Origin of the sequence: Bradyrhizobium sp. 186, assembly GCF_023101685.1 — a bacterium.
GTDB lineage: Bacteria > Pseudomonadota > Alphaproteobacteria > Rhizobiales > Xanthobacteraceae > Bradyrhizobium.
This window is the reverse complement of sequence record NZ_CP082164.1, coordinates 867,819-885,681: the sequence shown is the minus strand read 5'-3', so window position 1 is coordinate 885,681 and position 17,863 is coordinate 867,819. Positions and strand designations below refer to the sequence as shown.

18 protein-coding genes are annotated in these 17,863 nt (G+C 63.7%); 13 read left to right on the top strand and 5 right to left on the bottom strand.

The window, feature by feature from the left end:
• Positions 1-81 precede the first annotated feature (81 nt).
• Positions 82-1,404, bottom strand: a complete 1,323-nt coding sequence (urtA, locus tag IVB18_RS03990) for an urea ABC transporter substrate-binding protein (RefSeq protein WP_247988042.1) — start codon at positions 1,402-1,404, stop codon at positions 82-84.
• A 507-nt stretch (positions 1,405-1,911) separates the two neighbouring features.
• On the opposite strand from urtA, the gene IVB18_RS03985 reads away from it, so the two are divergent.
• From IVB18_RS03985 to IVB18_RS03975, 3 genes are all read left to right on the top strand, one after another.
• Positions 1,912-3,465: a DEAD/DEAH box helicase gene (locus IVB18_RS03985; protein ID WP_247988041.1), complete on the top strand. Its 1,554-nt coding sequence runs from the start codon at positions 1,912-1,914 to the stop codon at positions 3,463-3,465.
• Positions 3,466-3,488: 23 nt separating this feature from the next.
• The gene (infA, locus tag IVB18_RS03980; protein WP_247304828.1) at positions 3,489-3,776 is read left to right on the top strand and encodes a translation initiation factor IF-1; all 288 of its coding nucleotides are present in this window, start codon (positions 3,489-3,491) and stop codon (positions 3,774-3,776) included.
• 268 nt (positions 3,777-4,044) lie between these two features.
• Positions 4,045-4,257, top strand: coding sequence for a cold-shock protein (locus IVB18_RS03975; protein ID WP_247988040.1), 213 nt, complete (start codon positions 4,045-4,047; stop codon positions 4,255-4,257).
• Between the two features lie 231 nt (positions 4,258-4,488).
• Here IVB18_RS03975 and IVB18_RS03970 read toward each other — a convergent pair whose 3' ends face one another.
• Entirely contained in the window at positions 4,489-4,986 is a 498-nt protein-coding gene (locus IVB18_RS03970; RefSeq protein ID WP_247988039.1) for a pilus assembly protein N-terminal domain-containing protein, read from the bottom strand.
• A 160-nt stretch (positions 4,987-5,146) separates the two neighbouring features.
• Positions 5,147-5,974, bottom strand: coding sequence for a sterol desaturase family protein (locus tag IVB18_RS03965; protein WP_247988038.1), 828 nt, complete (start codon positions 5,972-5,974; stop codon positions 5,147-5,149).
• 268 nt (positions 5,975-6,242) lie between these two features.
• On the opposite strand from IVB18_RS03965, the gene IVB18_RS03960 reads away from it, so the two are divergent.
• The 10 genes from IVB18_RS03960 (at position 6,243) to IVB18_RS03915 (ending at position 15,162) form a co-directional block, all read left to right on the top strand.
• On the top strand, positions 6,243-6,407 hold the full coding sequence (locus IVB18_RS03960; protein ID WP_247988037.1) for a Flp family type IVb pilin: 165 nt from the start codon (positions 6,243-6,245) through the stop codon (positions 6,405-6,407).
• Positions 6,408-6,477: 70 nt separating this feature from the next.
• Positions 6,478-6,624 carry a hypothetical protein gene (locus IVB18_RS03955; protein ID WP_247988036.1) on the top strand — a complete coding sequence of 49 codons (147 nt, stop codon included), beginning with the start codon at positions 6,478-6,480 and terminating at the stop codon, positions 6,622-6,624.
• A 123-nt stretch (positions 6,625-6,747) separates the two neighbouring features.
• Complete coding sequence (locus tag IVB18_RS03950) at positions 6,748-7,272, top strand: prepilin peptidase (RefSeq protein WP_247988035.1); 525 nt, start codon at positions 6,748-6,750, stop codon at positions 7,270-7,272.
• 126 nt (positions 7,273-7,398) lie between these two features.
• Entirely contained in the window at positions 7,399-8,202 is an 804-nt protein-coding gene (cpaB, locus tag IVB18_RS03945) for a Flp pilus assembly protein CpaB (protein ID WP_247988034.1), read from the top strand.
• 11 nt (positions 8,203-8,213) lie between these two features.
• Entirely contained in the window at positions 8,214-9,689 is a 1,476-nt protein-coding gene (locus IVB18_RS03940; protein WP_247991953.1) for a type II and III secretion system protein family protein, read from the top strand.
• A 20-nt stretch (positions 9,690-9,709) separates the two neighbouring features.
• Positions 9,710-10,435, top strand: a complete 726-nt coding sequence (locus tag IVB18_RS03935) for a CpaD family pilus assembly protein (protein WP_247988033.1) — start codon at positions 9,710-9,712, stop codon at positions 10,433-10,435.
• Positions 10,432-11,700, top strand: a complete 1,269-nt coding sequence (locus tag IVB18_RS03930; protein WP_247988032.1) for an AAA family ATPase — start codon at positions 10,432-10,434, stop codon at positions 11,698-11,700. The genes IVB18_RS03935 and IVB18_RS03930 overlap by 4 nt, the downstream gene beginning before the upstream one ends.
• 20 nt (positions 11,701-11,720) lie before the next feature.
• Complete coding sequence (locus IVB18_RS03925; protein ID WP_247988031.1) at positions 11,721-13,184, top strand: CpaF family protein; 1,464 nt, start codon at positions 11,721-11,723, stop codon at positions 13,182-13,184.
• A gap of 16 nt (positions 13,185-13,200) precedes the next feature.
• Positions 13,201-14,178, top strand: a complete 978-nt coding sequence (locus tag IVB18_RS03920; protein ID WP_247988030.1) for a type II secretion system F family protein — start codon at positions 13,201-13,203, stop codon at positions 14,176-14,178.
• A 9-nt stretch (positions 14,179-14,187) separates the two neighbouring features.
• Positions 14,188-15,162, top strand: a complete 975-nt coding sequence (locus tag IVB18_RS03915) for a type II secretion system F family protein (RefSeq protein ID WP_247988029.1) — start codon at positions 14,188-14,190, stop codon at positions 15,160-15,162.
• 57 nt (positions 15,163-15,219) lie between these two features.
• Here the strand turns inward: IVB18_RS03915 and IVB18_RS03910 are convergent, their stop codons facing one another.
• Together IVB18_RS03910 and IVB18_RS03905 are read right to left on the bottom strand one after the other, a co-directional pair.
• A complete protein-coding gene (locus tag IVB18_RS03910; protein WP_247988028.1) occupies positions 15,220-16,032 on the bottom strand; it encodes a tetratricopeptide repeat protein in 813 nt (270 codons plus the stop codon).
• Positions 16,033-16,125: 93 nt separating this feature from the next.
• A complete protein-coding gene (locus tag IVB18_RS03905) occupies positions 16,126-17,628 on the bottom strand; it encodes a metallophosphoesterase (protein ID WP_247988027.1) in 1,503 nt (500 codons plus the stop codon).
• Between the last annotated feature and the right edge of the window lie 235 nt (positions 17,629-17,863).

Genomic DNA, 17,863 nt, shown 5'->3' with positions numbered 1-17,863 from the left:
CCTTCTCCGGTCGTGCAGTGAGCCGTCAGGCTTCGATCTGAAGCCCTTGGATCGGATGCGCTTGGATCAGAACCCCTTGGATCAGGAGCCCGAGCCGAGGCACTTGTTGGTCTTGACGTTGTAGTTGCCGCACTTCTTCTCAACCCAGTCGCCGACCAGGTCCTTGGAGCCCTCGAGCTCCTTCGACCAGGCGTCGCCCGCAACGAGACCCGGCGTCTTCCAGACCACGTCGAACTGGCCGTTCGCCTTGATCTCGCCGATGAACACGGGCTTGGTGATGTGGTGGTTCGGCAGCATCTTCGAGGTGCCACCGGTCAGGTTCGGTGCTTCGATGCCGGGGAGCGCGGCGATCACCTTGTCCGGATCGGTCGACTTCACCTTCTCGACCGCCTTGACCCACATGTTGAAGCCGATCACGTGCGCTTCCATCGGATCGTTGGTCACGCGCTTCGGGTTCTTGGTGTAGGCCTGCCACTCCTTGATGAACTTCTCGTTCGCCGGAGTCTTGATCGACTCGAAGTAGTTCCAGGCGGCGAGGTGACCGAGCAGCGGCTTGGTGTCGATGCCGGCGAGCTCTTCCTCACCCACCGAGAACGCGACGACCGGGATGTCCTTGGCCTTGATGCCCTGGTTGCCGAGCTCCTTGTAGAAGGGAACGTTGGCGTCACCGTTGATGGTCGAGACCACCGCGGTCTTCTTGCCGGCCGAGCCGAACTTCTTGATGTCGGCCACGATCGTTTGCCAGTCGGAGTGACCGAACGGCGTGTAGTTGATCATGATGTCTGCCTGGGCGACACCCTTCGACTTCAGATAGGCTTCCAGGATCTTGTTGGTGGTGCGCGGATAGACGTAGTCGGTGCCCGCGAGCACCCAACGCTTCACCTTCTCGTCCTTCATCAGGTAGTCGACGGCGGGGATCGCCTGCTGGTTCGGCGCGGCACCCGTGTAGAACACGTTGCGCTCGCTTTCCTCACCCTCGTACTGCACGGGATAGAACAGGATGCTGTTCAGCTCCTTGAACACCGGGAGCACCGATTTGCGCGACACCGAGGTCCAGCAGCCGAACACGACCGAGACCTTGTCCTTGGTGATCAGCTCGCGCGCCTTTTCAGCGAACAGCGGCCAGTTGGAGGCGGGGTCGACGACGACGGCTTCAAGCTTCTTGCCGTTCACGCCGCCCTTCTTGTTCTGCTCGTCGATCAGAAAGAGGATGGTGTCCTTCAGCGTGGTTTCGCTGATGGCCATGGTGCCGGAAAGGGAGTGCAGCACACCGACCTTGATGGTGTCGTCGGCGGCCTTCGCGCCGGTCAATGAGGCCAGACCGAGCATCAGTCCGGCGGTCGCGGCGAGCACGCCGCGGCGGCTAAATGACGCCGCTATATCGTGAGTGGATTTGGTAAGCATGATTGTATCATCTCCCTGACGCAGACGTGAAATAAGACGCTGCGAAACGGCCCCACGGCCGCCTGCGATTAACGGAATCGCAAGAACCATGCCATGGGTTGAGTACCCGGCAAGTTGTTGATTTACCTTATCAATTACGTCAAAATCAAACTTTAGCCGCAGTCCCATCGATTAAAAACCAGGCGAATAAAATGTACGCTAATGCGGCAATCAGCTTATTATTTGAGCAAAATTGCGCCCCTGTCTAAATTTCCGGCATAACTATTTTTGCACTGCAATCACCATTTGGGGCCGGCCTGCCTTGAAAGTGCCCCGCCAATGTTCCATATGGGTCCTGAGACCTCTTGCGAATCAAGGGGTCGTTGCGAGCCGCGTGTTCTTAAGCCCGTACGGGCGTCTGGCTTGCCCCATCTCAACCAAGCCATCCGACACCCCAAACACGCAGGTGTCCATTCGACACCCTCATTGCGCGTGCCCCGCTGACTGCGCCGGGCGCCTGCTTTCGACATGGAAAGAACCCACCTTTTGACCTCCTTTCAGGACTTCGGCCTCGCCGAGCCCATCGCGCGTGCCCTCGCCGAAGAGAACTACGTCACCCCCACCCCCATCCAGGCCCAGACCATCCCGCTGGCATTGACCGGCCGCGACGTGGTCGGCATCGCCCAGACCGGCACCGGCAAGACCGCGTCCTTCGCGCTGCCGATCCTGCACCGCCTGCTCGAGCACCGCATCAAGGTGCAACCCAAGACAGCCCGCGTGCTGGTGCTGTCGCCGACCCGCGAATTGTCCGGCCAGATCCTCGACAGCTTCAATGCCTATGGCCGCCACCTCCGTCTGTCCTCGACACTCGCCATCGGCGGCGTGCCGATGGGCCGCCAGGTCCGCTCGCTGATGCAGGGCGTCGAGGTCCTGGTCGCGACCCCGGGCCGCCTGCTCGACCTCGTCCAGAGCAACGGATTGAAGCTTTCGAGCGTCGAATTCCTCGTGCTCGACGAGGCCGACCGCATGCTCGACATGGGCTTCATCAACGACATCCGGAAGATCGTCGCCAAGCTGCCGATCAAGCGGCAGACGCTGTTCTTCTCGGCCACCATGCCCAAGGACATCGCCGAACTCGCGGACGCGATGCTGCGCGACCCGGCGCGCGTCGCGGTGACCCCGGTCTCCTCGACCGTGGAGCGCATCGAGCAGCGCATTATCCAGGTCGACTTCTCGGCCAAGCCGGCGTTCCTCGCCCAGCTGTTGAAACAGGAGCCGGTCAACCGCGCATTGGTCTTCACCCGCACCAAGCACGGCGCAGACAAGGTGGTGAAGACGCTCGAGAAGGCCGGCATCGCCGCCAGCGCCATCCACGGCAACAAGTCGCAGAACCATCGCGAGCGGACGCTGGCGCAGTTCCGCTCCGGTGACATCCGCACGCTGGTCGCCACCGACATCGCCGCTCGCGGCATCGATGTCGACGGCATCACCCACGTCATCAATTTCGACTTGCCGAACGTGCCGGAGACGTACGTCCACCGCATCGGCCGCACCGCGCGCGCCGGCGCCGAAGGTACGGCGATCTCGCTGGTCGCCGGCGGTGAGGAACTCAGCTACCTCCGTGACATCGAGCGGCTGATTCGCGTGGCGCTGCCGCGGGAAGACCGCCGCACGGATGCGGGCCGCGCCGATGCGGGCCCGCCCGCGTCGCAGCAACGCCCCGGCCGGTCGAGCCGCCCGGGCCAGCGCCCGCAGGGCGCAAGGCATGGTGACGTACGGCGTGCTGACGGACGCAATGGTGCCGGCAAGCAGAGCGACGGAAGGCCCGGCGAAGGTCGCCACGGTGACGGACGGCATGCCGATGGAAGGCATGCCGACGGAAGGCCTGGCAACAGCGCGAAGCCCTCGAACGGCTCTCGCCGCACCCGGTCTGGTGGCAAGAAACATTCTTCGCCAAACGACCGACCGGAACAGCGTTCGGCGCATAGCGCCGGCAAGCCTGATGGGATACAAGGCGTGGCCTTTTTGCGCCGCGACAGTCGGCCGATGGGCCAACCGACCCGCAAACCCTATTCGCACTAGCCGTCCACGACCTGGAGAAATTCATGGCTAAGGAAGAGCTGATCCAGTTCGAAGGACTGGTCACCGAAATCCTCCCCGACGCGCGTTACCGCGTGCAACTCGACGCCGGGCACGAAATCGTTGCCTACACCGCCGGCAAGATGAAGAAGAACCGCATCAAGACACTGGCGGGCGACCGCGTGACGGTGGAGATGTCGCCCTACGACCTCGAAAAGGGCCGGCTGATTTTCCGCCACAAGGACGAACGTCCCAGCACGGGGGGCGGACCTCCGCGTCCCGGACAGCGCGGTGGCCAGTTCCGCCGCCGCTGATCCGCTTCAAGCACGCCAGTGCGGAAGTAAAATTCCAGCCTGTATGCTGATCCGCCGTGGACAATACGGCGGATCAAAAAAACGTGCTCGTCAGGATTGTTTTAGTGCCTTGTTTCCAATAAAATCACCCGATCGATTTTCGGCCGGACGACATTGGCATCCACCGGTACAGCCGGTTCAGACACGCTGACGACCCTTCCAAAATTCGATCTAACCTGCCTGCGCAAGCGGGCTCTTACATTGTGTTATCTGAGAAGGGACTACCCCCATGAGCATGGGAACCGTGAAGTGGTTTAACGCGACCAAGGGCTTTGGCTTCATTCAGCCCGACGATGGCGGACAGGACGTGTTCGTGCATATCAGCGCCGTCGAGCGCGCTGGCCTCGGCACGCTGAACGAAGGCCAGAAGGTCTCCTACGAGATCGTGGCCGATCGTCGGTCCGGCAAGTCGGCCGCCGACAATCTGCGCTCCGTCGGCTGAGCCTGCCTGGCGTTCGAATCACCTCGAGCGAACAAGAAAAAGGAAAGGCCGCGCGCGATGCACGGCCTTTTTTTCATCTCGGAACCAACGGCTGCCCTCAGCAGGTCGTAGGCCGTGTCCGGGCCGTGATCGGGCCGAAAAACATCACCGGCATCCCTGCACGATGACCGCGAATTCGGTCGCCGCGAGTGCTCCGTAACCGGGGCTTGCCAGTTCGGCTAGTTCGTCTTGCTAGTTCGTCTTGGCAGCCGCGCCGCCGTTGCCGCTGGCATTGTTGCTCAACGAACCGGCCTGGCTCATCGTATTGTTGAAGTAGGTGTCGCTGTCGCCGAGCGTCACGCGGCGCTGGCAGATCGGCATGCAGCTATAGGACTCGCGCTCGATGCCGCGATAGACGGTGACAAGCCGGTCGCTTGGACCTTCGACCTGGATCTGGCGATCGACCAGAATCTCGCCGCCCCGGTCGAGCGCGATGAAATTGGTGGCGCCATAGCCCTTCCCGGTCACGACGATCATGCCGCCGGGCTGGAGCGTGACGTCAGCGATCAGGGGATTGCCGACCACGATGGTTGCCACCTTGCCGGGCAGCCTCACGAGCTTGGCCTGGTCGACATTGACGGCGATGGCATCGGCGGTGGACTCCGCAAGGCCAGCGGCCGGCGAAGCCAGCATTGCGGCCGCAACCAGAAGACAGACGCGCGCACGACGGCGCAACAACTCTTTACGCATACTCTTACCCCGGGACGTCACAAACCGGCAGAAACGATTCGGAAAGCGGAGCCGGCGCCCGACACGGCTAACCTGCCCTCAATTCGTGAACGTTCCGCAAATTCGCCGACTATTGTTTGAACGGACTGGCGTTTTACTGCCTCGGAGGCCCCGGGACGTCCTAGCGGCGGAACGGATAGGCGAGCTGGCCCGCGATCTCCTTCGGCATGGTCGCTTCGTCCTTGCCGTAGTCCTGCGGCAGTTCACCCTCCGGCATGCGGAAGGTGCCGAACATCATGTCCCAGATCGGAAACGTTCCGGCAAAGTTGGTGTCGCCGCCCTCTTCGAGCGAGGTGTGATGCCAGCGGTGGAACACCGGCGTCGCCAGCACGTATTTGAACGGGCCGAAGGTCCAGTTCAGGTTGGCGTGCACGAAGGCCGAATGGAAGGTGGTAAAGGGGCCGACCCAGATCATGACGTTCGGCGAAATGCCCGCCATCAGCAGCACGACGTCGACGCCGATGGTGCCGAGCATGAGATTGACGGGATGGAAGCGCGCCGCGGAAATCCACCCCAGCTCCTCCGAGGAGTGATGGATCGCGTGGTACTTCCAGAACCCGCCGCCGTGGAACAGCCGATGCAGCCAGTACAGCATCAAATCGGACAGGACCAGAAACAGCACACCCTGCACCCATAGCGGCGCCTGCGACAGCGGGCCGTGGCCATTGTCGTAGAAGGCGATGAGATCGTCGGCGTCATGGATGTTGAAGACGACGCCCGCGCCGACGATCAAAAGTCCGATCCGCATGGTGCGGGCAAACACCGGAACGAAAAACCAGTAGCAGATGTCGGTCACGATCTCCCGCTTGCGCCACCACGGCGCGCCGGGATTGCAGGCCCAGAAATGCTCGAGCACGGTGAAGACCACCGCGAGTGCGAAGGTGATGGGGATCACTTTCTCGATGGTCTCGCCGAGCATCAGGGCGACCTGCATGGGTAGGCTCGACATGGTCGCCTCTCTTCGGAATTCCTGATCCTCTCTACGCCTACTCCGCGAAATTTAAGGGAGGGTGAAGCCGGCGGTGCGTATGTGGCGCCTTCGGAGCAGAAATGAATTGCAACCGCCGCCTTAAGGCGAAATTCACTCTGGCCAAAAGCATCGCGCAGGCGCCGGGTTTCACCAGTTGAATTAACTCTACCGAAAGAGCTCGGCTCTCATGGTCATCGCGTCAAGACAGCGCCGATGAGGCGACCCCACCCCAGATGGAGTTTAGTTCATGAAGAACCTGATCGCGCGTTTCGTGAAGGATGAATCCGGCGCCACCGCCATCGAATACGGCCTGATCGCCGCCGGCATCGCGCTGGCCATCATCACCGTCGTCAACAATCTCGGCAGCACGCTGAACACCAAGTTCGGCTCGATCAGCTCGTCGCTGAAGTAAGCGACCGACGCACGACGGCAAAAGCCCCGGATCTCCGGGGCCTTTGTTTTTTTGGACACGGCGAGTTCCAGTGGCGTTGCGTAAATACAGAACCGATGCCGCATTTGCGGCGAGCCCGGCGGAAGCGGCGCGGACCGACGCGCCGACGTATTGGGTCTGCCTTGCGCTGCTGCTTGCGACGGTCGCGCTCGCCGCGCGCATTGCCAGCATCTGGTGAGACCGGGGCCGGCGGGTTTCGACTCCAACGCGCCCCGCCGCCGTTGTCGGTTTGTTTAGCACTGCCGGCTAGCATGCGGCGACGCCCCGATCCGGCGACACACCAGGCCTCAAGACGCAGCCCATGATCCTCGACCTCGCGCGCCTTCTGCTCTTTCCTGCCCTGATGGCGTTTGCCGCGGCGAGCGATCTCTTCACGATGACCATCTCGAACCGCGTGTCGCTGGCGCTGGTCGCGGGCTTCTTCGCGCTCGCCATTGCCGGTGGCATGGCACCTTACGACATGCTGAACCATGTCGGCGCCGGTGCGCTTGTCCTGGCCGGAGCCTTCACCTGCTTTGCGATGGGCTGGGTCGGCGGCGGCGATGCGAAGGTCGCAGCCTCCGTCGCGCTCTGGTTCGGCTTCGCACAGTTGATGAACTTCCTGCTTTACGCCTCGCTGTTCGGCGGCGCGCTGACGCTGCTCCTGCTCCAGTTTCGACAATGGCCGCTACCCTACGGGCTCGCGGGCCAAGCCTGGCTCGCCCGGCTGCACGCCAAGGAGAGCGGCATTCCCTACGGCATCGCGCTCGCGATGAGCGCGCTGATGGTCTACCCGGAGACCGCATGGGTGAAAGCGATCGACCTCGCTCACCTCGCACTGCGCTGAACGCACGGGTAACCCTGCGTTAAGGCGATTTAGATACGCCTCATTAACCATGCTTTGACGAATAGCTGGTCAACTGCCGATTACGACGGCGGAAGCGTCGCAGCGTATTGTTGGAAAGTGAAGCGTATGAATAGGGCACGCATTGTCGTCCTGACGGTCGCCATCTGCGCCGGCGGCGTCGCCGCGTACCTGGCGAGCGGTTCGGACAATTCTGCGCCGCCTCCGGCGGCTCCGGTCGCGCAGCTTCCGACCGTCGACGTGCTGGTGGCCAAGAACGACATCGGCCTCGGCCAGACCGTGAAGCCGGAAGACATACAGTGGCAGACCTGGCCGGCCGCGACCGCCAGCGCCACCTTCATCCGCCGCAATGAACGTCCCGAGGGCGTGACCCAGGTCACCGGCTCGATCGCGCGCGCCCCCTTCATCCAGGGCGAGCCGATCCGCGACCAGAAGCTGGTCAAGGCCGAGGGTTCGGGCTTCATGGCCGCGATCCTGCCAAGTGGAATGCGTGCCATCTCCACCGAAATCTCTCCCGAGACCGGCGCCGGCGGGTTCATCCTGCCTAACGACCGCGTCGACGTGCTTCTGACCCGCCGCCTCAAGAATCCGGACCAGAGCTCCGGCGCCCCTGACATCGTCACGTCCGAGATCATCCTGGTCAATATCCGCGTGCTGGCCATCGACCAGGCGCCGAAGGAAAAGGACGGTCAGAACACGGTGGTCGGCAAGACCGTCACCCTCGAGCTCAATCCCGCTCAGACTCAGACGCTTTCCTCGTCCCGCCAGGCCGGAACGCTGTCGCTGGCGCTGCGCAGCATTGCCGACGTCAAGATGAGCGACAACACGCTGGACGAGTCGCAAAAGCCCCGCGGAGACGGCATCTCGGTCATTCGCTACGGCGTTCCAAGTCAGACGGCGAAGGTACGATGAGGACGCTCGATATGAAATGCAGGGCGCATTCGCCGACGATGCGAACCTCCGTGGTCCGCGCCCTGTCGTTTACGGCCGCCCTCGCGCTGGCCCTCAATCCGGCGTTGGCCCCGGTCATCGCCGCCGACTACCGCCCCGTGGCCCCGGTCGCGGCCGACGGCCAGATGAACGCGCGCTTCCTCTCGCTTGGCATCGGCAAGTCGATCGTGATCGACCTGCCGCGCGACATCAAGGACGTTCTCGTCGCCGATCCCAAGATCGCCAATGCGGTGGTCCGCTCGTCGCAGCGCGCCTACATCATCGGTGCCTCTGTCGGCCAGACCAACATCGTGTTCTTCGATTCCGCCGGCCAGCAGATCGCGGCCTATGACATCGCAGTCAAGCGCGACCTCAACGGCGCGCGGGCTGCGCTGAAGCAGATCCTGCCCAATGCGGACATCCAGATCGACGGCCTCGGCGACGGCATCGTCCTGAGCGGCACGGCGGCGAACCCGCTCGAAGCGCAGCAGGCCAACGATCTCGCCGCGCGTCTCGCCGGCGGCGCCGACAAGGTGTTGAACTCGATCGTGGTTCGGGGCCGCGACCAGGTCATGCTGAAGGTGACGGTCGCCGAAGTCGCACGCAGCATCATCAAGCAGCTCGGCATCGACCTCACCGCGAACCTCAACTACGGCACGTCGGTGGTGAGCTTCACCAACTCCAACCCGTTCACCGCTCTTGGCCGCAATCTCGTGGACGGCAACAATCTGACCACGAAGTTCGGCGCGACCCCGTCGGTGCAGGCCACTCTGCGCGCAATGGAAACCGCAGGCGTGATCCGTACGTTGGCCGAACCGAACCTGACCGCGATCTCGGGCGAATCGGCGACTTTCATCGCCGGCGGTGAATTCCCGGTGCCGGCAGGCTATGCGTGCGACCCAACCACGCATGTCTGTACCACCCAGATCAGCTTCAAGAAGTTTGGAATCTCGCTCAACTTCACCCCCGTGGTGCTGAGCGAGGGCAAGATCAGCCTGCGGGTGATGACCGAAGTGTCGGAATTGTCCAACGAAAACTCGATCACGCTGTCGCAGGCCGTGACCTCGAGCTCGGTCAACTCGCTGACGGTGCCCTCGATCAAGACCCGCCGCGCAGAGACCTCGCTGGAAATTCCCTCCGGCGGCGCGATGGCGATGGCCGGCCTGATCCAGCAGCAGACCAAGCAGGCGGTCAGCGGATTGCCGGGCCTGATGCAGCTCCCGGTCCTCGGCACGCTGTTCCGCAGCCGCGACTTCGTCAACAACACGACCGAGCTGGTCGTGATCGTGACGCCCTATGTCGTGCGCGCAGTGGCGCAGAAGGACCTGTCGCGTCCGGACGACGGCTTCGCGGCGCCCGCGGATCCGCAGGCCGAGCTGATCGGCAACATCAACCGCATTTACGGCGTGCCCGGCAAAACCGAGCCGGCGCGCAGCTACCGCGGCACCTACGGCTTCATCACCGACTGAGGCGGAACGGGGACTTCGTTATGACCACAAGACCACCCCAGATTCGCAGACGCGCCATCGGTGGCGCGCTCGTCGGTATCGCCGTCGCGCTCGGCGGTTGTCAGCATGACGAGGTCACCGCCTCGATTCCCGACGACTACAAGCAGCGTCACCCGATCGCGATCGAGGAGCAGAACCGCTCGATCGTCGTCTTCGTCGGCCACGCCCGCGGCGGGCTGACCGCCGCCCAGCGCGCCGATGTGATGGGCGTGGCGTCGACCTGGCTGCACGAAGGCACCGGCGCCATCCATATCGACGTACCGTCGGGCACGCCCAATGCGCGTCCGGTGGCGGATACGATGCGTGAGATTCAAGCGATGCTGGCAGCGGCTGGCGTTCCGCCGCGCGGCGTCAGCATTCGCCCTTATCAGCCGGAAGACAAACGCTTCCTGCCGCCGATCCGACTCACCTATTCCAAAATCGCCGCGGTCGCAGGCCCCTGCGGCGTGTGGCCGGAGGACATCGGCCCCTCGATGAAGAACAAGGGTTGGTTCGAGAACAAGCAGTATTACAATTTCGGCTGTGCCTATCAGCGCAACCTCGCGGCAATGGTCGACAATCCATCGGACCTCGAGCAGCCGCGGCCTGAGACACCTTCCTATACGATACGGCGCAACGCCGCCTTCGAGAAGTATCGCAAGGGGATGCCGACGGCGGTCACCTATCCTGAAGCCGAGAAGGCCAAACTCAGCGACACCGGCAAATGATCAGCTACGCTCGCCACACTCAAGAAGAGCAGCCGGAGACCCCCACTCCGCCGGCCGAGGAGCACATCGCGCCCGCACCGCGCGTTTCCGTGCAGGCCTTCTGCGAGACCGTGGAAACCGCCGCCGCGGTGCAGTCGGCCGGCGAGGATCGCCGTCTCGGCAAGGCCCACCTGAAGATCCAGATGGGCGGCATGGCGGCCGCGGTCGAAGCCTATCGTTCGGCGCCCACGCCGAACGTGATCGTGCTCGAGAGCGATGGCCGCAACGACCTGTTGGCCGGCCTCGACCACCTCGCCACCGTCTGCGACGCCGGCACCCGCGTGGTGGTGATCGGCCGCATCAACGATGTCACGCTCTACCGCGAGCTGGTGCGTCGCGGTGTCAGCGACTATGTGCTCGCGCCGGTCGGTGCAATCGACGTCGTGCGCTCGATCTGCAACCTGTTCTCGGCGCCGGAAGCCAAGGCGGTCGGCCGCATCATCGCCGTGGTCGGCGCCAAGGGCGGCGTCGGCGCTTCGACCGTCTCCCACAATGTCGCCTGGGCGATCGCGCGCGACCTCGCGATGGACGCGGTCGTTGCCGATCTCGACCTCGCCTTCGGCACCGCCGGGCTCGACTACAACCAGGATCCGCCGCAGGGCATTGCGGACGCCGTGTTCTCGCCCGACCGCGTCGATACCGCCTTCATCGACCGCTTGCTGTCGAAGTGCACGGACCACCTCAGCCTGCTGGCGGCGCCGGCGACGCTCGACCGGGTCTACGATTTCGGCACGGACGCCTTCGATGCCGTGTTCGACACATTGCGTACGACCATGCCCTGTATCGTGCTCGACGTTCCTCACCAGTGGTCCGGCTGGACCAAGCGCGCCCTGATCGGGGCGGACGACATTCTGATCGTGGCGGCCCCTGATCTCGCCAATCTGCGCAACACCAAGAACCTGTTCGATCTCCTGAAGGCCTCGCGCCCCAACGACCGGCCGCCGCTCTACTGCCTGAACCAGGTCGGTGTCCCGAAACGGCCGGAAATCGCCGCCGCCGAGTTCGCCAAGGCGATCGAGAGCCAGCCGATCGTCTCGATCCCGTTCGAGCCGCAGATCTTCGGTTCGGCGGCCAACAACGGCCAGATGATCGCGGAGATCTCGGCCAACCACAAGTCGATCGAGATGTTCCTTCAGATCGCCCAGCGCCTGACCGGCCGCAGCGAGACCAAGAAACAAAAATCGTCCTTCCTTTCACCCCTGATTGAGAAGTTGCGGGGAAAATAGCCGCCGCATGGAGTTGTTAAGTGTTCGGTAAGCGTAGCGGAACAGACACCGACCCTCGGGCTTCCAAGCCCGGCGCCGTGTCGCCTGAGCCTGCCTCGGCTCCGGCGCCCGCGGTGTCGCGCGCGCCGCCCCCGCCGGCCGTCGCCTCGCCGCCGCTCGCCCCCGCAAGGCCGGCGCCGGCCATGGAGACCCGCCGCTCAGACAATTATTACGAGGTCAAGGCGACCATCTTCGGCGCGCTGATCGAGGCCATCGACCTCGCCCAGCTCGCCAAACTGGATTCCGAGTCGGCGCGCGAGGAAATCCGCGACATCGTCAACGAGATCATCGCGATCAAGAACATCGTGATGTCGATCGCCGAGCAGGAGGAACTGCTCGACGACATCTGCAACGACGTGCTCGGCTATGGTCCGCTCGAGCCGCTGCTCGCGCGCGACGACATCGCCGACATCATGGTCAACGGGGCCGGCACCGTCTTCATCGAAGTCGGCGGCAAGATCCAGCGTACCGGGATCCGCTTCCGCGACAACCAGCAGCTTCTCAACATCTGCCAGCGCATCGTCAGTCAGGTCGGCCGGCGCGTCGACGAATCCTCGCCGATCTGCGACGCACGCCTCGCCGACGGCTCTCGCGTCAACGCCATCGTGCCGCCGCTGTCGATCGACGGCCCCGCCCTCACCATCCGCAAATTCAGGAAGGACAAGCTGACGCTGGATCAGCTGGTCAAGTTCGGCGCAATCTCGCCGGAGGGCGCGGAAATCCTGCAGATCATCGGCCGTGTCCGCTGCAACGTGCTGATCTCCGGCGGTACCGGGTCGGGCAAGACCACGCTGCTCAACTGTCTGACCAATTATATCGAGCACGACGAGCGCGTCATCACCTGCGAGGACGCGGCCGAACTGCAGCTGCAGCAGCCCCATGTGGTGCGGCTCGAAACCCGCCCGCCCAACATCGAAGGCGAAGGCCAGGTCACCATGCGCGAGCTGGTGCGCAACTGCCTGCGTATGCGTCCCGAACGCATCATCGTCGGCGAAGTCCGCGGCCCGGAGGCTTTCGACCTGCTCCAGGCCATGAACACCGGCCACGATGGTTCGATGGGGACGCTGCACGCCAACAATCCCCGCGAAGCACTGTCGCGCTGCGAATCGATGATCACCATGGGCGGCTTTTCCCTGCCCTCGCGCACGATTCGCGAGATGATCTGCGCCTCGATCGACGTCATCGTCCAGGCCGCGCGCCTGCGCGACGGCTCGCGCCGCATCACTCACATCACCGAGGTGATGGGCATGGAAGGCGACACCATCATCACTCAGGACATCTTCCTCTACGACCTGATCGGCGAGGACGCCAACGGCAAGATCATCGGGCGGCACCGCTCGACCGGCATCGGCCGTCCGAAATTCTGGGAACGCGCCCGCTATTACGGCGACGAGAAGCGCCTTGCCGCTGCGCTCGACGCCGCGGAAGTGGCGCCTACGACGTGAGCAGGTCAGCACGGCCATGAACATACAGGTCCTCGCCCTCGCCTTCCTCGCGACCGCCGCCGTCGGCGGCATCGGCTGGGTCTTCCTTTATCCGCTGCTGTCAGGCGAGCGAAAGGCGGAAAGCCGCCGCGCCTCGATCGCGCGTGCCGACGCGCCCGTGGCCAAGCAGACCGAGAAGAGCCAGCGATCGCGCCGTGAGCAGGTGGAGACTTCGCTCAAGGATCTCGAGGCGCGGCGCCAGCAGGAGAAGAGCGTTCCGCTCAATATCCGCCTGACGCAGGCAGGGCTCGACTGGACAACGCAGAAGTTCTGGATCGCGTCCGCCGTCGTGGCGGGCGTGCTGTTCGCGATCGCTCTGTTCGTCGGGGGTGGGGTGCTCGGCGCCGCCGGCCTCGCCTTTGCCGGCGGCTTCGGCCTGCCACGTTGGGCGCTCGGCTTCCTGAAGAAACGCCGCGAAGCCAAGTTCCTGAAGGCGCTGCCAGATGCGGTCGACGTGATCGTCCGGGGCATCAAGGCAGGCCTGCCGCTGTTCGAATCGATCAAGGTCGTCGCCGCCGACGCGCCGGAGCCGCTACGCAGCGAGTTCCTGGCCATCATCGAGACACAGGCGATCGGCATGCCGCTCGGCGAGGCCTGCACGCGTCTCTATGATCGCATGCCACTGCCGGAAGCCAATTTCTTCGGCATCGTCATCTCGATTCAGCAGAAGTCCGGCGGCAACCTCGCCGAAGCGCTGGGCAACCTCTCCAAGGTGCTGCGCGACCGCAAGAAGATGAAGGAAAAGATCCAGGCGATGTCGATGGAGGCCAAGGCCTCGGCCGGCATCATCGGCTCGCTGCCGCCGATCGTGATGTTCCTCGTCTATATCACGACGCCGCACTACATCTCGCTGCTGTGGACCCATCCCACCGGCCAGCTCATGCTGGTCGGATGCGTCGTCTGGATGTCGATCGGCATCATGGTGATGAAGAAGATGATCAACTTCGATTTCTGACGGTGCCGTATGGTCGAATTCCTCGTCTCGAAACTGCATGACGTCCGCTTCATGACCATGCTGCTGGCGGCCATCGCCGCCAGCGCCACCGTCTATACGCTGGTGATGCCGCTGTTCGCCGGCGAAGGCCTCTCCAAGCGCATGAAGGCGGTGGCGAGCGAGCGCGAACGTATCCGCCAGCGCGAGCGCGAACGCCTCAACAGGAACGAGAAGGTCACGCTGCGCCAGACGCCGAAGCAACTCGTCTCGAGGGTCGTGGAGGACTTCAACCTCACCAAATGGCTCGCGCAGGAAGCTGCGCGCGACAAGCTCATCATGGCGGGCTATCGCGGCCAGGCGCCCTACATCACCTTCCTGTTCGCCCGCATGGTGGCCCCGCTCGTGTTGTTCGTCGGCTCGGTCGTGTACGTGTTCCTGATCGCGCATATGGAGAAATCAATGCCGATCAAGATCGGCATCTGTGTCGGCGCCTCCTATCTCGGCCTCCAAGCGCCGATGCTGTTCCTCAAGAACGCGATCTCCAAGCGTCAGCTCTCGATCAAGCGCGCCTTTCCCGACGCGCTCGACCTGCTCCTGATCTGCATCGAGTCCGGCATGTCGGTCGAAATGGCGTTCAGGAAGGTGGCCACCGAAATCGTCGGCCAGTCGATCGCGCTGTCGGAAGAGTTCACCCTGACCACGGCCGAGCTGTCTTATTTGCAGGACCGCAAGGTTGCCTATGAGAACCTGGCGCGACGCACCGGACTCGAAGGCGTCAAATCGGTGTGTCTCGCGCTTCAGCAGGCGGAGCGCTACGGCACCCCGCTCGGCCATTCCTTGCGCGTCATGGCGCAGGAAAACCGCGACATGCGCATGAACGAGGCCGAGAAGAAGGCGGCCGCGCTGCCGCCGAAGCTGACGGTGCCGATGATCCTGTTCTTCCTGCCGGTGCTGTTCGTCGTCATTCTCGGACCGACCGGTATCAAGATCTCCGAGTTGCAATGATGCAAGGCGGACCCCACGCGGTTCGCGCGCGACTTCAAGCTGGAAGATCAGATCTGATCAGTCGGGCTGGCTGAGCGAGGCCACCGGCGTCCGCTTCGGTGCGCCGCGCGGGGCGTCGCTGCGGCTCAGCATGTCCTTCAGATACGCGACATTGGCCGCGGCCTGGTCCGGCGGCAGGTCTGCCTTCACAATGGTCTCGGCTTCCGCAAAGCGCCCCTGGAGGCCGATGACAAGGCCGAGATTCTGCCGTACCCGGGTGCTCGCACGCGGCGAGGCGTAGGCCTGCCGCAATGCCTCTTCGGCCTTGGGCAGTTCCTTCGACAGCATGTAGGACAGGCCGACATTGGAGAGCACGCCGGGATCGCCCGGCATGATCTTCAACGCGCTCGCATAGTAGGAGCGCGCCTCCTCGTGGCGGCCCATCTGGTCGAGCGCTGTGCCCTGCACCGAGAGCAGGCGCCAGTCCGGATTGTCGGGCGAATGCGCTTTCGCAAGCACGTCGAAGGCCTGCTGGAAATTACCATTGTCGGCGAGCGCTCGGCCATATTGGGCGAGCAGCGCCTTGTTGCCGGGATTGGCGATGGTCGCCTGCTCGAGCACGGCGGCGGCCTGGGCGCGCTGACCGTTGGCGCGCAGCGCCTGGCCATAGGCCAGTGCCGCGTCGGCGTCCTTGGGATTGGCGCGATAGCGCTCGCCATAGGCTTCGACGGCGCGCGTGGGATCGGTGGGGGCGGCTTCCGCCCGCGGCCCGACCGAGCCGGTGACATCGGAGAGTTTCGACATCGCCGCGCAGCCGCCAAGACCCATAGCCACCGCCGCGACCAGCGAGGTGGACGCAAGAAGCCGGGCAAGACTGAACCGTTGGCGCATGACGCTTTGACTCTCGAGCCGATTGATCGAGCCGAACGCGCCAGCAATAGACTGTTAACCCTAACCGCCGGTTAACACCCGGCGCCCTCGACTTCACGGAGGCGTTTGCGGCGGCATCTCGCCGCCGAGGCCGAGGTCCAGGCCGAGCACCTTCACCCGATCATTCAGGTCCCGCAGCAATTGCAATCTCTGCTGCATCTGTCCCTCAACATCGATGCCCGCGCGCGGCATCCTCGGCAATTCGCGCATAAGGTCCAAACGATTGACCAGGCGCTTCGCACGGAGTTCGCCGAGCGCGAGGCGATTGATGCCGAGTACGTCTGCGGATTGCTCGGTCAATCGGCTCAGCAGCAGCCTTACCGCGGCCACCACCTCGACGTCATGCGCCTGCCCCGACCTCGCGAACTTGCCGTCGATAGCCTCCCAGGCTTGCGAGCTGACCAGACAGGTGTGGAGCGTGTTCGCCCAGCTCTGCTTGCAGTCAGCGTAGAAGGCGCGGCGCATCAACAGCAGGCGAGCCAACGCCACGATCTGATCGCGCTTCAGCGTTGCGCATGAGCCAATCTCGATCGCCGATTGGAAGGCGGGATCGCGGGAAAAATCCCGCCCTGCCGGAAGCCTGATGACGCCGTCCGGCAGGTTCGAGTCGAGCGGTCCGAATGCACCGCCGTTGCGCGGCCGCGAATACCGGGCGATTGCGAACCGGTACTCGGGACGGCTGGCCTCGGACGTTGAGCCGAAATGGATGATGTTGAAGCCCGCATCGTCGCCGGCCTGCCCGGTCGAGGACGGACAGGAGAGCACGTAGATCGTACGCCAGTAATCCTCACCGCCTTCGCTGACGGTCGCGCGCGGGTCGGGGATCGAATAGCGGGTCAGTCCCTCGACATGCCGGTGGCCGTGCAGGACCAGATTGACGTTGAGCGAGGTGGCCGCTTCGAGAAAGGTCGCAGGCGCGGCGAGATACATCAGCGGCTCGTCAGGGGCGCCGAGAAACCGCTTTCCTTCGCCGGTCGCCTGCGGAAGCGGATGATGGTGCAGCGCCAGCACGCGCACCAGGTTTTCCACCGGCTCGGCATAATCGGCGCGTCCGGCCGATCCAATGCTGCCCGCGAGCTCGACGCTCAGCCGGGCGGAATCCGCGACCATCGCGCTGTAAGCACTCTGATCGATATTGCCACTCGCGAGCGTCGTGAGACTTGCGCGGTTGGAATCCAATAGCACCAGTTCAAGGCCAGCCTGGCGGTAATAGACGCTCTTCGAGGTTCGCGGCAGATGCAAATAATCGTAGGCGTCGTGGCGGCCGGCGCGCTGGCTCGGCGGCTTGACGTCATGGTTGCCGGCGATCGCCTGGATGTCGGTGAACAGCCCGGTCTGCCGGAAGGATGCGATGACGGCGAGCGCTTCGTCGAGCGCGCGCGGCGTCGGGTCGTGCACGAGATCGCCTGTGATCAGCAGAACGCGATCGGGAATGTCCGCGAAGTCGGCCATCCTCTCGCCGAGAGCGGCTCTGAGCGCTTCGATCGTCGCAAGCAGCCGGCCTGACCCGTCCAGATGCAGGTCGGAAATATGCGCAATGACAAACGATCTATCCATTTTGCGCCGCTCATTGCGAATGCTGCGCCGCCAAACGATGAGAGAAATGCCTTCGACGAACAGGTTCAGGCCGGTTCAACCAAGCGCTCGATGCGTGCAGAACCGCACGGCACAATCTAAAATATTCATCGATAATTCTACAACCACAGCGCTAGTAAAGCCCTCTCTGACCGCTTTCGTGAACGGCAGTTCTCAACATGAATACGAGACACGTGCGACGATGGTTTCGCCGATC

Excerpts from the sequence above, each read along its gene's own strand:
- infA (WP_247304828.1), top strand. The coding sequence starts at position 3,489 with ATGGCTAAGGAAGAGCTGATCCAGTTCGAAGGACTGGTCACCGAAATC.
- IVB18_RS03970 (WP_247988039.1), bottom strand. The coding sequence starts at position 4,986 with ATGCGTAAAGAGTTGTTGCGCCGTCGTGCGCGCGTCTGTCTTCTGGTT.
- IVB18_RS03905 (WP_247988027.1), bottom strand. The coding sequence starts at position 17,628 with ATGGATAGATCGTTTGTCATTGCGCATATTTCCGACCTGCATCTGGAC.
- IVB18_RS03935 (WP_247988033.1), top strand. The coding sequence starts at position 9,710 with ATGACCACAAGACCACCCCAGATTCGCAGACGCGCCATCGGTGGCGCG.
- IVB18_RS03950 (WP_247988035.1), top strand. The coding sequence starts at position 6,748 with ATGATCCTCGACCTCGCGCGCCTTCTGCTCTTTCCTGCCCTGATGGCG.
- IVB18_RS03930 (WP_247988032.1), top strand. The coding sequence starts at position 10,432 with ATGATCAGCTACGCTCGCCACACTCAAGAAGAGCAGCCGGAGACCCCC.
- IVB18_RS03975 (WP_247988040.1), top strand. The coding sequence starts at position 4,045 with ATGAGCATGGGAACCGTGAAGTGGTTTAACGCGACCAAGGGCTTTGGC.
- IVB18_RS03965 (WP_247988038.1), bottom strand. The coding sequence starts at position 5,974 with ATGTCGAGCCTACCCATGCAGGTCGCCCTGATGCTCGGCGAGACCATC.
- urtA (WP_247988042.1), bottom strand. The coding sequence starts at position 1,404 with ATGCTTACCAAATCCACTCACGATATAGCGGCGTCATTTAGCCGCCGC.
- IVB18_RS03920 (WP_247988030.1), top strand. The coding sequence starts at position 13,201 with ATGAACATACAGGTCCTCGCCCTCGCCTTCCTCGCGACCGCCGCCGTC.
- IVB18_RS03960 (WP_247988037.1), top strand. The coding sequence starts at position 6,243 with ATGAAGAACCTGATCGCGCGTTTCGTGAAGGATGAATCCGGCGCCACC.
- IVB18_RS03910 (WP_247988028.1), bottom strand. The coding sequence starts at position 16,032 with ATGCGCCAACGGTTCAGTCTTGCCCGGCTTCTTGCGTCCACCTCGCTG.
- IVB18_RS03940 (WP_247991953.1), top strand. The coding sequence starts at position 8,214 with ATGAAATGCAGGGCGCATTCGCCGACGATGCGAACCTCCGTGGTCCGC.
- cpaB (WP_247988034.1), top strand. The coding sequence starts at position 7,399 with ATGAATAGGGCACGCATTGTCGTCCTGACGGTCGCCATCTGCGCCGGC.
- IVB18_RS03985 (WP_247988041.1), top strand. The coding sequence starts at position 1,912 with ATGGAAAGAACCCACCTTTTGACCTCCTTTCAGGACTTCGGCCTCGCC.
- IVB18_RS03915 (WP_247988029.1), top strand. The coding sequence starts at position 14,188 with ATGGTCGAATTCCTCGTCTCGAAACTGCATGACGTCCGCTTCATGACC.